At 37.2% G+C, this 12170-nt stretch carries 10 protein-coding genes; 2 read left to right on the forward strand and 8 right to left on the reverse strand.

Features of this window, described 5'->3' with window-relative positions; translation table 11 throughout:
• Position 1: 1 nt before the first annotated feature.
• The 3 genes from F3J23_RS10900 to F3J23_RS10910 all read right to left on the reverse strand — a co-directional run bounded on the left by F3J23_RS10900 (position 2) and on the right by F3J23_RS10910 (position 3614).
• Positions 2-808 (reverse strand): hypothetical protein, encoded by an 807-nt coding sequence (locus F3J23_RS10900; RefSeq protein ID WP_167028337.1) that lies wholly within the window; start codon positions 806-808, stop codon positions 2-4.
• Positions 809-812: 4 nt separating this feature from the next.
• Positions 813-2942: a type VI secretion system Vgr family protein gene (locus tag F3J23_RS10905; RefSeq protein ID WP_167028340.1), complete on the reverse strand. Its 2130-nt coding sequence runs from the start codon at positions 2940-2942 to the stop codon at positions 813-815.
• A 522-nt stretch (positions 2943-3464) separates the two neighbouring features.
• Positions 3465-3614: a hypothetical protein gene (locus F3J23_RS10910; protein WP_167028343.1), complete on the reverse strand. Its 150-nt coding sequence runs from the start codon at positions 3612-3614 to the stop codon at positions 3465-3467.
• Positions 3615-3886: 272 nt separating this feature from the next.
• On the opposite strand from F3J23_RS10910, the gene F3J23_RS21825 reads away from it, so the two are divergent.
• Positions 3887-3991 carry a bacteriocin-like protein gene (locus tag F3J23_RS21825; RefSeq protein WP_410497736.1) on the forward strand — a complete coding sequence of 35 codons (105 nt, stop codon included), beginning with the start codon at positions 3887-3889 and terminating at the stop codon, positions 3989-3991.
• A 170-nt stretch (positions 3992-4161) separates the two neighbouring features.
• Positions 4162-5010 carry a GLPGLI family protein gene (locus F3J23_RS10915; RefSeq protein WP_167028346.1) on the forward strand — a complete coding sequence of 283 codons (849 nt, stop codon included), beginning with the start codon at positions 4162-4164 and terminating at the stop codon, positions 5008-5010.
• A 67-nt stretch (positions 5011-5077) separates the two neighbouring features.
• On the opposite strand, the gene F3J23_RS10920 is transcribed toward F3J23_RS10915, so the two are convergent.
• The 5 genes from F3J23_RS10920 to F3J23_RS10940 all read right to left on the reverse strand — a co-directional run bounded on the left by F3J23_RS10920 (position 5078) and on the right by F3J23_RS10940 (position 12169).
• Positions 5078-5557 carry a MarR family winged helix-turn-helix transcriptional regulator gene (locus tag F3J23_RS10920; RefSeq protein ID WP_167028349.1) on the reverse strand — a complete coding sequence of 160 codons (480 nt, stop codon included), beginning with the start codon at positions 5555-5557 and terminating at the stop codon, positions 5078-5080.
• Positions 5554-6048 (reverse strand): GNAT family N-acetyltransferase, encoded by a 495-nt coding sequence (locus F3J23_RS10925; RefSeq protein WP_167028352.1) that lies wholly within the window; start codon positions 6046-6048, stop codon positions 5554-5556. The genes F3J23_RS10920 and F3J23_RS10925 overlap by 4 nt, the downstream gene beginning before the upstream one ends.
• A 280-nt stretch (positions 6049-6328) precedes the next feature.
• Positions 6329-7744 carry an efflux transporter outer membrane subunit gene (locus F3J23_RS10930; RefSeq protein ID WP_167028355.1) on the reverse strand — a complete coding sequence of 472 codons (1416 nt, stop codon included), beginning with the start codon at positions 7742-7744 and terminating at the stop codon, positions 6329-6331.
• A 91-nt stretch (positions 7745-7835) separates the two neighbouring features.
• Positions 7836-10982: an efflux RND transporter permease subunit gene (locus F3J23_RS10935; RefSeq protein WP_167028360.1), complete on the reverse strand. Its 3147-nt coding sequence runs from the start codon at positions 10980-10982 to the stop codon at positions 7836-7838.
• The gene (locus tag F3J23_RS10940; RefSeq protein ID WP_167028363.1) at positions 10982-12169 is read right to left on the reverse strand and encodes an efflux RND transporter periplasmic adaptor subunit; all 1188 of its coding nucleotides are present in this window, start codon (positions 12167-12169) and stop codon (positions 10982-10984) included. The genes F3J23_RS10935 and F3J23_RS10940 overlap by 1 nt, the downstream gene beginning before the upstream one ends.
• Position 12170: the final 1 nt, after the last annotated feature.

A 12170-nucleotide genomic window follows, 5' to 3' on the forward strand; every position in this document is an offset into this window, starting at 1 on the left:
GTTACAATTCTAAATGAGTATCCATATAACAGTGATAATAAAAAAATTCACCCAACTTTTCGGTAATGGTAAAATCAGATTTTAACAATATCCGGTTATCATACAGGTATTTTCCTTTTACTTGATATTCGGGATGCATAAAATTGTCTTTTGCAAATTCCCGTAACCTTCGGATCATTTTTTCGTCACGGATCATCTTTCCTTCTGCATTCCATTCATCGAAACCTTGCTCCGTCTGTCTTTCCGATACGGAAAGATTAATAGGGATTACAATGCCAGCGCCAAACCGGTCCATATCTTCTCTTTTAAGATAGCTTTTAGATCCTTCCTGCATTGGCTCTTTTCCAAAAATATAGAAGAACTGGTAGATAAAATGGATGTAACGAATGCTTTTTATTTCCATTTCTTCATCCGTCAGTTCATATTCTTTAGCCCGTATAATTTCATAAGCTTCAATAGGATGAGCATTTGTGAGCCATTCTTTTACCCCTTTCCATTTTTCACGGATCATATCCCCGTTATAGATTTTGGCAATTTCTCCTTTTTTATTAATCCCGACTTCCAGAGTACTGTAGATACTGCATACTTTATTGGTCATTTCTGTGATCTGAACAATTAAGGGATCTTCATACATTTCTAAGACATAATCAGTCTCTGTGATTTCAAAAATGTGATAATCTTCATCCGGATCTTTTCCTTTATAAATTACTGATGTTTTGATATTGATTTTATAATTGCTGTCCAGACTGTGTACTTTGGTTTTTCCGGTAATAGCAGTATTATAGAGGTATTCTTTTCCAATCTCCATTCTTCTACTTATTAATATTTACTTTTTTACTGTTAACTTGTACTTCATCCCCTCCTGTCATCACTACATTTTTACCACCTATTTTAGTGCTGTCTTTTCCTGAAAGATCCAGACTTTCTTTGGCATCTACCTTTATTTCTTTTCCATTGATGGTAATTTTTCCTTCTTTATCAATAATCACAGTACTGGCTCCCACCACAATTTTAAATTCTGTATTGGCCGTAAGGGATACTTTCCCGGTTTTATCCATCTGAAGAACCGAAGCATCAGCTACGTTAATCATATTGGTGTTTCCTGCTCTTACGGTGTTATCATTCCCTACGTTGACTTCTTTGTTCTTATTGGCATTGGTTGTAGCATTTCCGGCTCCATCAAAGAACATATTGGCACCACCCTGATCTTTAAGATTCATAGATCCGGCACCATTGTCATATTTCAGTTCGGCACCACTTCGGCCACTGAAACTCATCACATTGTTACCAGCACCACCACCCGCTCCAATTCCGCCATGGTACATTCCGCCCATTACAAAAGGACGGTCCGGATGAAGATGTACAAAGTTGATAATCACCTGATCTCCTACTTCAGGAATAGACATGAAGCCACGATTCTTACCTACTTTATCACTACTTCCCGCATCAGGTGACATCACACGGATAAACTCTGTAGTATCCTGCCCGCCTTGCCAGTCAAGCTGAACTTGTACGCGTCCTTGATTTTCAGGATCGGTGTTGGAAATTACCTTTCCGAACTGAGGTTCTGCCACAGGAACAATAAATTCCGGTCTTGGAATATATCCGGTATCAGAAGCTATTCCCTGGAAAGATCCATCATAATACCCGCGGGCGTCCACTTCATGGGTTACCTCTATGAGCATTAATTTTGTAAAATAGGAAGTATCGTTAGTATCTGTTTTACGCATTTGAATGTCCGCAATACATCCCGGATATAGAAACGGGACTGTGGTATTTCCGGAAGTAATAAAAACCTGTGAAGCATTGCTTCCTGCTGTTCCTTTTTGAGAAGCATCAATATCCATAAAGGATGAAGCTTTAATAGGAGCAACTCTTAAAGACGGTGTCTGAAAAGTTTTTTCAGAGATTTCATAAGCTCTTTTAGCAATATCTGAAGTATGGGTTATTTTTGAACTGCCGCCTTTAAACTTTTCGTTTTTACTGCTGTTATAACCATAAAATGAAGGATTCACATGCTGAGCTTTCATTTTAATTTTAATATCAGTCAGGTTACTGCCATAGGTCAACAATACGGGTTTTTCTTGTGGTGGAAGCTGTCCGAAATGTAAAACTTCTCCATCGTAGAAAAATTGTTCTCCATAAGCTTCCGCCATTCTTGCCAAATAATTATAATGTGTTTCTCCATATTGAGAACTGTAAGATACATTGCCATGGCGGGCATCTACCCTGAAATCAAATTTTCCCTGCCCTAATCCTTCTTTAATGACATCATTGGCAATATTGTTTAAACTGATAGGTTTTGCCCCTCCAAAACTTTGAATGTGAGGTGCTGCATCTAACAAGATCGTTGGACTAAAACCTGACAAAACAAGATTGCCAAGACTGCCTTTTTCCTGGCTGAATCCGACTTCTGTGATGACCCCTACAAAGTTTCGTTCGGGTCCGCCTTCTACATCTTTATACTTGAAAACAATAGTAATCCTTTTTCCTAGAAAATTCTGAACTTCTTCAAGGTTATGATTTTCTGCACTTCCTAAGGTATCATGGGCAAGAATAAGCTCAAACTCATGATGCTTAGTAGCACTTTGCGTAAGTTTAAAATGTTTGAAATATTTTATAGGCTTACCTTCTACATGAATATCAAGCTTTACGACACGGTTGATTCCTGCTATAGCACTCTCCGGAATACTGTCTGCATTGAATATTTTGGAAGTAGGTTGTTTTACCCAAAGCTTTTCTTTAATAATAGATGGCTCATTGGGTAATAGCGGCTGATTCAGGAATTGTTTTCCTGTATTTACCACATTGACTTTGTTATTCACTTTTGAAGCAGCTTTCTTTACTTCTTTGATCTTTTTATTGTCCTGGATTTTGTTTACAAGCCCTGTCTTGTCTGAATCTATTTCCGGCTTGGGAAGATTATTTTGTTCCTGAAACATAACATCTTTTTTTTGGTGTATGACTTAATTGGATATTCAACCTTTACAGGTGAGACTCTTCAATTCAAAGAAACAATCTATAGTTTGCAATGGCCTCTTGAACAAGCTTTTCTATGATTGATCTGAAATGGTTGCAATTGGAATTGTCAGAAAATAATTCCACTATAAGTTAGCAATACTTAAAAAAGAGGGGGGTGATTTTGGTATTTTTTCATAAGCTTTTTCAATGATTTTGGTAATGCAATATATCACCTTAAATATTCACACCAAAATGAATTATACTTTATTTAAAAATTTGTAGTAGAATTACGACTTTTTGATAATGAACAAGATAACACTAATAACCAGATGTATTTATTAGAGGGAGTTACCTTTTCCTTGTGCTATGGGCTTCACATATAAGCGATGAATAACAATAAAAGGTATTTGTGTTTTCCAGATCAGATCATTGTATTCTTCATCACATAATTCATTAAGTGCAACATAAGCCAATATTTTGCCTTCTTCCTCATAAACAAAACCTTATCCTTTTTCAATATCTTGTATAAGTACTTTTACATTAGGATACTCCTGATCCCATTGATCAATTCCTTCACTCAGCATATATTTTTTTACCACCTCCAAAGCTTGAACTGCCTGAAGAAAATCATCATGAATTGCTTTTCTAATCATGATCAGTATTCTTTAATATTTTCGATGGATAATAAATGATCATTTTATTTTGAATTTTTAATTTCTAAAGCCCTCTGATAAAAAAACTGACTGGCAATTTTCTTTTCTGCTTCATCAACAAGTTCCATCCAATAAACAAAAGGCAAATTAGATTTTTTGATATTACATACCAGCCATATAGGTTGCAATTTTTAGAATTAACATAATAAAACTTTTCTCTTTGGTTTGATTTATATCTATATATTTGAAACTTAACTTTATAATTTAACACAATGAAAAATTTAAAAAAATTATCTCGTAATGATCTTCAATCTGTAAAAGGAGGTCAAGTTTGGTATGCCGAAACTTCTTGTGGTGTACAAGCTACAACAACTTAAAATTGGACTGCTGAACAAGCAAATGCTTGGGTTGCAGCTCTAGAAGCAAATTACTGTAAGCCTGGTACACATAGTGGTCCTAGTAATAATTTGGCATAATATGTCAATTAATGCACTTATGGTGGAAATTACTACGCTATAAGTGCAGTTTTATAATGAAAATACAACTTATGCATTACCAAAAAAAGCTACTTCAATTATCAATTTTATTTTATAGCCTTTTATTTTATACTCAATCATACAAACAAGATACTTTGCGTGGTGAGTTTACTTATCAGTTAAAAGCCAAATTTGATATACGAACAGATAATAGATACGAAGAACTATTTTCATTACAAATAGGAGATAATCGTTCATTTTTTGCTAGTACTATATCGTTAAAAGGTGATTCGGTAATGGTTAATTCAGGAACAACGACAAGTAATCCCGATGGAAGTATAACTCTTGGTTGGAAAAAAGGAGTAGTGATTCCTAAAACAGGATTTTCTTTTACTATAATACAATCAAACGAAAATATACAGTATTTTAAATTAGTTGGAATGTCATTGCTTACCTATAAAGAACCAGTAATAAAGAATTGGAGACTTGTGGATGAAACAAAAATAATCAATACAATTAATTGTAAAAAAGCAGAAGTTACCTTTAAAGGAAGAAATTGGATTGCATGGTATTCCCCTGAAATCCCTTTACCTTATGGTCCTTATAAATTTGGTGGATTGCCTGGGTTAATAATTAAAATAACAGATGACAAAGGAGATTGGGATTTTGAACTCGTGAAATCGGTATCTGATTCTAAGTTGAGAGGAAAACTAATTAACATTAACAAAACGAGGTTTACTGATGCAATAGAAACTACACAACCTAAACTTAAACAAGCATTAAGAAATGCAGATGCTAATGCTGCTGCTGTACTTGCAAGCTATGGAACCACAATCATAAAAGGACAGGAGATGGTAAGGCAAAGAGAAAAAGAAAGAGAAGAAAACAAAAAATTTGAAAACCCTATAGAATTAGAATAAAAACAACAGATTAGATTACCAGTCTGTTGTTTTAATTGGTATATAACTACTTAATGATGAAATTTACTTATTTCGTATTCTTCACCTGCAGTGCCCTCTGATAAAAAGACTGGCTGGCAATTTTCTCTTCTGCTTCATCAATAGCCGTAAGCAAGTTGTTTGTATTATCGGCAATATCTCCCAAAATCTGTGACATCAATTCCCAAACCGGTTTCATCTTATCGATGAGTTCCTGGCCTTTCGAAGTCAGCTTAAACAGTCTTTTACGCTCATCCTGCCTATCTTTTTCCCATTGTATCAATTCCAGCTTTTCCAGCTCTTTGAGCAGCGTTATGGTGGATGGATGGGTATATCCTATTTCATTCGCTATTTCAACAACGCTGGCTATTTCCTTCTTATAAATCGTAAAGATGACCGGAAACCACTTTAGTTCGAAATCGATTCCGAAGGCCTTATAAATCAAGGCTCCGTCTTTCCTTAATTGTTCGCTAAGGCGGTGTAATCTTGTGGATATGGCAAGAATTCCTGCCTCGTTGATAACATTCATGATCTGTCCATATTTAAATGATAAAAGACATCATCAGCACTCATCAATGGAAATTTAGCCGGAAGGTTTCTTTTTTCTATCTTCACAAAGTGATTTCTTTCATAGAATCGCTGTGCCGCTTTTAATACCGTTATGGTTCCCAAATACAGATCATCAATTCCATTTTCCCGGCAGAAAGAAATTAACACTTCCAATAACTCCTGAGCAATATTCAATTCCTTTCCTCTGAATTCTTTCTTGACAAACATTTTCCTGATCGCTCCTGCTCTTTCGTCAAATTTAACCAAAGCAATAGAACCTACCAGTTCATCATTCACAAAAGCACCCCAGAAATTACCTCCGGCAGCGGTGTAAAAACTTTCAATCTGTAAAAGATCCGGCTGATCCTGTATTGTAATTGGAATATTGAATTCCTTCTGCTGAATATTTAAAATCAAATCAACAGCCTGTTCCGAATATGAGTTTCCTATGGGTTGTATCTGTATTTTCATGCCCGTAATATTTTAAAGTATAAAACTACGTAGTTAAATACATATATACAACAGGAATTTGGATTTTAACATACATTAAAAGGAGGGAAATTGGAAGTTTGAAGATGGAAGTTCCTATTTGACGGGAAACTTCTGATTGTTTTTTAAAATAGATGAAATATATTCTGCAATTAAATTCTTGATATATTAATCTCAATAACTCTCTCTTCCCTCTTCCAGCCTCCAACAAAAAACGCGTGCCATTTCTGGCACACGTTGTATTATTTACTGCAAAAAATTTCTATTTCCAGCCTCCGCCTAAAGCCTGATAAAGCTCAACAGCTGCCTTCATTTTACTATATCTTGCATTGGAAATATTAAGTTCTGCGTTTAATGAATTAACACTCGCATTCAATACTTCAAGATAGTTGGCCATACCATAGTTTACCAATTCCTGAGAGTAGTCAACAGACTTTTTGTAAGCATCCAGTTCTTTTTGTTTTAACTCAATAAATGAATCCTGTACAGAAAATACTCTGATTGCATCAGAAACCTCTTTTCCGGCAGTAAGAACTGTCTTTCTAAAGTTTAAATAAGCCGTTTCCTTATTGGCAAGACTTACGTCATAGTTAGTCTGGATCTGCCTTTTATTTAAAATCGGCTGTGCTAATCCTGCCACTACATTCGCGAATAGTGAATTTACGCTGAACAGGTGGTCAATATCCACAGACTGTACCCCACCACTACCTGTTAGCTTTAAAGTAGGATAAAACTGAGCTTTTGCAGCATTCGTCAATTCGAAAGCATTCATTAGATTATATTCTGCTCTCATTACATCCGGACGATTCGCCAGAAGCTGCGCAGGATAACCTAATTTCAAATCAATCGGAAGTTTTTGCCCTTCCAATGTAGATCTTTCGATGCTGTGTGAAGGTTCCCCCATTAAAAGACTCATCGTATTTTCAAGAAGCTGGATCTGGGTATCAATATCAATCAATAATGATTTTGCATTGAAAACAAGGGCTTCACTCTGCTGTACAGCAACTTCTGTTACAGTACCGGAAATTTTTAAAGCTTTCGTTGTTTCTAGATTCTTCTCGCGTACGGCAATCGTTTCTGAGATAATTTTTTTCTGCGCATCAAAAGTCAATAATTGATAATAGGCAGAAGCGATGGAAGAAACAAGGCTGCTTTTTACTGCTTTATGAGCTGCAACCGTCCCTAAATAAGTAGCTAATTGTGCTTTTTCCTGAGCTTTCAGTTTTCCCCAAATGTCTGCCTCCCAACCAATACTGGCGGTAATATCAAACTGATTCACATAACGTCTTGAACCGATGATCTGCCCAAACTGAGTATTGATAGACTGTGTCTGGAACGTATAGTTAGGTCCAATGGAAAGTGTGGGCTGATAAGCTGCTTTACTTTGCTTCAAATAAGCTTCCGCAGAATTGATACTTTCTAAAGCAATTCTGATATCTAAGTTGTTTTCCAGTGCTTTGGAAATATGCCCCTGAAGGATCGGATCTGTGAATATTTCTTTCCATGAAATATCCGCAATATTCGTACTGTCTGAAGGAAGCATATCTGTACGGAAAAGCTTTTCGTCTACAACGTTCTTCGGTCTTTCATATTCTTTTCTTGCCATACAGGATGAAATGGCTCCGAGTATGAAAACTGAAAAAGTAATTCCTTTTATGATGTTTAATAAACTCTTCATTATTTTTAATTAGAAGTTAGAGTTTAGAAGTTAGAAGTTAGTTTTTAGACTCGTCTCTAATTTCTAACTTCTAATTTCTTAAATCTTAATTTTATTCTGCTAAGCTAATTTCTTCTTTTTTGATAGGCTTGATCTTTTCCTGTAGGGTTTCAAAAATCACATACAGTACCGGGATTACAAATAATCCTAAAATAGTTCCTATCAATAGTCCGATTGCTGCACCCGTTGCAATAGATCTGTTACCAACAGCACCAATTCCACTTGCCAGAACCAACGGTAATAAACCGAAGATAAAGGCGAACGATGTCATTAGAATAGGTCTCACTCTGGCTTTGGCAGCATTGATCGCTGACATTACAATCGTCTCGCCGTGATGCCTTCTCTGAACAGCAAACTCAACGATAAGAATCGCATTTTTCGCCAGTAACCCCACGAGCATGATAAGTGCAATCTGGAAATAAATATTATTTTCCAAGCCCATAATCTTCTGTCCGAAATAAGCTCCCATTACTCCTAAAGGAAGGGATATAACAACGATCAGCGGAAGAATGTAGCTTTCATACTGCGCAGAAAGAATAAAGTAAACGAAGATCAAACTTAATCCGAAAATCAGAAGCGTCTGAGATCCTGAGTTCAATTCTTCCCTGGTTAATCCGGTAAATTCCACAGCATAGTTTTGGTTCAGGGTTTCTTCAGCAACTTGTTGTACGGCAGCAATAGCATCTCCGGAACTATACCCGTCGGAATTTGCTCCAGTCACCTTCACTGAGGTAAACAGGTTATAACGGCTTACGGATTGCGGACCATAGGCTTTTTTCAAGGTTACAAACTGTGAAATCGGAGACATAATACCCGAACCTGTTCTTATATAAAGTTCATTTAGATTTTCAATATTCTTTCTGTTTTCAGGGAGCGCCTGAACCATTACTCTGAACTGTTTTCCATACTTGGTAAAGTCAGCGGTATAAATACCACCAATATATCCCTGCATGGTAGCCAGAATATCATTTACAGAAACACCAAGCTGCTTGCTCAGAGGAACATTAATTTCCATCTGATACTGCGGATATTTTGTATTGAATGAAGTCTGCGCAAATTGGATTTCGGGTCTTTGCATCAGCTTACCGATGAATTCATTGGTTTTATTATCCAGATCAGCATATTCTCCACCAGATTTATCCAGCAGCACCATTTCAAAACCTGCACTGTTACCAAACCCTGGTACACTTGGCGGCTGAAAGAATACTACTTTTGCATCAGGAACAGCTCCTGAAATTCCAAATAATTTTTTCGTAATATCTTCAGAAGTCTGGCCGTCTTTTTTTCTTTCTTCAAAAGGCTTCAGTTTAATGAAGGCAAGACCGTTATTACTTCCGTTTCCTGATAAGAATCCTCTACCTGTGGAAATTGTTACGTTCTGTACTCCCGGAACCTTCAATGCTTTGGCCTGAAGTGTTTTCAAGGCGTTATACGTTCTTTCCATAGAAGCCCCCGGAGGAAGCTGAACATCGGTAAAGATAATCCCCCTGTCTTCTGTAGGTACAAACCCTTTCTTCATACTACTGCTTGCCCAGAATAAAATCCCTCCGGTAACAGCGAAAATAATAAGGGTTACCCATTTATGTCTTAACAGGAATACAAATCCTCTTCCGTAACGCTCAGTTGTTGTTTTAAAAGCAATATTAAACTTATAGAAAAACTTCTGCATAAGGTTTAAATCCTTATACTCTGCGTGATGTTCTGCATGAGGTTTTAAGAATAATGAACACAATACCGGACTTAATGTTAATGCATTAATAGCGGAAATGATGATCGCTATTATCAGTGTAATACCAAACTGCTGGTAGAATACCCCTGTAGGACCTGTAATAAAGGTTACCGGGATAAATACTGCTGCCATTACCAAAGTAATAGAAATAATAGCTCCCGTAATCTCATCCATCGCTTCTACAGTTGCTTTTTTAGCATCGGAAATACCATGTTCCATCTTCGCATGAACGGCCTCGACGACCACAATGGCATCATCCACCACAATACCGATGGCAAGTACCAATGCAAAAAGGGTTAACAGGTTTAATGAATATCCGAAAAGATTCAGGAAAAAGAACGCTCCTACAATAGATACCGGAACTGCAATGGCCGGAATAAGAGTAGATCTGAAATCCTGAAGGAAAATATATACTACAATAAATACCAGAATAAATGCTTCAATCAGGGTATGAACTACCTTTTCAATGGAAGCATCAAGGAATTCGTTGGTATCAAAGTTAAAAGTATATTTAATACCTTTAGGGAAAGTACTCTCCGCTGATTTCAGATAAGTTTTGATATTCTTAATAATCTCCTGTGCGTTGGAACCCGGTGTCTGGAAGATCCCCATACTGATGGAAGGATTGTTTCCGTTCTCCCCGATTCCTGTATAGGATTGACCTGCCAATTCTACTTTGGCAACATCTTTTAACATCAGGTTTTGTCCGTTTGGAAGGGATTTAATGATAATATTATCATACTGCTCTTTATCGTTGAACTTTCCTACATATTTGATGATATATTCAAAAGAACTTCCACTGTTCTGGCCAATAGAACCTGCGGCAGCCTCTCTACTCTGCTCGTTAATTGCATTGGTAACATCTGTAGGAGTTACACTATAGGCAGCCATTTTTGCCGGATCCAACCAGATTCTCATGGAATAATTTTTACCTCCGAAAACGTTGGCATCCCCTACACCATTTACCCTTTTCAGGTTTGGAATAATATTGATATTCAAAAAGTTTTGAAGATACACATCATCCAGATCCTTATTTTCAGAATAGAAAGACATATACATCAGGGCACTTGTCTGCTGTTTCTGGGTAACAACTCCCGATCTCGTTACTTCGGACGGCAAGAGCGGTGTTGCTCTGGCCACACGATTCTGCACGTTTACCGCTGCAATATCCGGATCTATTCCTTGTTTAAAGAAAACCTGAATTTGAGCAGAACCGTCATTTCCAGCAGAAGAAGTGATATAGTCCATTCCTTCCACCCCATTAATCTGTTCTTCCAAAGGAACAACCACACTTTTCATTACAGTTTCCGCATTGGCACCTGTATAGTTAGCAGTAACGCTTACAGTAGGCGGTGCAATGTCCGGATACTGTGTAACCGGTAACGAGATCAGTCCTAAAATACCGAGAATCACAATTAAAATTGAGATTACGGTAGATAAAACCGGTCTGTTAATAAAGTTTTTTATCATTAGAATTTCGGTTTTATTGATTGAACAAGACTATCCATTTTAATTGGCTTTGGCTTTACTACTGTTCCCGGTTTTAAACCGCCGATTCCAGCCGCAACAACTGTTTCGCCTTTGTTAACTCCTGATTTTATAAGAGCCATATTGTCAATTCTGTCAATAACATTAATGACAACATTTTTAGCAGTATCTCCTTTTTCTATTTTGTACACGTAGACAATACCTTGTTGTTCGTAAGTAGCACTTTCAGGAACGACAAGCACATTATCATAACGCTGAGGGAATCTGATGGTTCCACTGTTACCGTTACTCAATAATTTTTGAGCATTCGAGAACGCAACTCTAAACTGAATAGTTCCTGTTGTAGGATCAATCTGGCCTGTAATAGCTTCAATTTTCCCTTTTTCAGGATAAAGACTTCCATTCGCTAATTGCAGTTCTACCAATGGTAAATTTTTGATTTTCTCAGGCATGGAAGCTCCCGGAGCTTTTTCCAGGAAATTGAAATATTCCTTTTCATTCATGGCAAAGTAAGCAAAGATCTGAGAAGTATCAGAAATTGTAGTTAAAGGTGTCTGATCAGACGGCCCAACCAAACTTCCGACTTTTAATGGAAGTCTTCCAACCACCCCTGAAATAGGTGCGCGAATGATGGAGTATTCGATATTGGCTTCTACTCCTTTATAGTTAGCAACAGCCTGTTTTTTGGCAGCAGTTGCCTGTTGCAGCTGGGCCTGAGCCTGAGCAAGATTAGCCTGGGCAGTCTGCAGCTGGACGTTGCTGATAATGTTCTTCTGAACCAAAGGCTTGAGTTTATTCACTTCAACCTGAGCTGCATTTACAGAAGCCTGAGCTGCTGCAATACTGGATTCTGAGGCTGCAATCCCAGCTTTGGAAGCGGCTGCATTTTCGTTCAAAATATTGGTTTCTAAACGGAACAAAGGCTGTCCTTTTGTTACATATTGTCCTTCATCTACCAATACCTGAGTAATATATCCTTGTATTTTTGCACGTACATCATTGTTTACTCTACCTTGGATGGTAGCCGGAAACGTCTGATAACCCACTATATTTTTTGACTCCACGGAAACCACAGGATATGGTTTGGCGCCATCCTGTTTCGGAGCTTCTTTTTTGCAGGCTGTCAGTGAAAACGCTGCAATTGAAAGTATAACTAGCTTATTATTCATT

It is taken from the genome of Chryseobacterium sp. Tr-659 (assembly GCF_011752975.1).
Classification (GTDB): Bacteria; Bacteroidota; Bacteroidia; order Flavobacteriales; family Weeksellaceae; genus Chryseobacterium.

What these genes read in the sequence shown, in the direction of transcription:
- F3J23_RS10900 (WP_167028337.1), bottom strand. Translation starts at nt 808, where the DNA reads ATGGAGATTGGAAAAGAATACCTCTATAATACTGCTATTACCGGAAAA.
- F3J23_RS10905 (WP_167028340.1), bottom strand. Translation starts at nt 2,942, where the DNA reads ATGTTTCAGGAACAAAATAATCTTCCCAAGCCGGAAATAGATTCAGAC.
- F3J23_RS10910 (WP_167028343.1), bottom strand. Translation starts at nt 3,614, where the DNA reads ATGATTAGAAAAGCAATTCATGATGATTTTCTTCAGGCAGTTCAAGCT.
- F3J23_RS21825 (WP_410497736.1), top strand. Translation starts at nt 3,887, where the DNA reads ATGAAAAATTTAAAAAAATTATCTCGTAATGATCTTCAATCTGTAAAA.
- F3J23_RS10915 (WP_167028346.1), top strand. Translation starts at nt 4,162, where the DNA reads ATGCATTACCAAAAAAAGCTACTTCAATTATCAATTTTATTTTATAGC.
- F3J23_RS10920 (WP_167028349.1), bottom strand. Translation starts at nt 5,557, where the DNA reads ATGAATGTTATCAACGAGGCAGGAATTCTTGCCATATCCACAAGATTA.
- F3J23_RS10925 (WP_167028352.1), bottom strand. Translation starts at nt 6,048, where the DNA reads ATGAAAATACAGATACAACCCATAGGAAACTCATATTCGGAACAGGCT.
- F3J23_RS10930 (WP_167028355.1), bottom strand. Translation starts at nt 7,744, where the DNA reads ATGAAGAGTTTATTAAACATCATAAAAGGAATTACTTTTTCAGTTTTC.
- F3J23_RS10935 (WP_167028360.1), bottom strand. Translation starts at nt 10,982, where the DNA reads ATGATAAAAAACTTTATTAACAGACCGGTTTTATCTACCGTAATCTCA.
- F3J23_RS10940 (WP_167028363.1), bottom strand. Translation starts at nt 12,169, where the DNA reads ATGAATAATAAGCTAGTTATACTTTCAATTGCAGCGTTTTCACTGACA.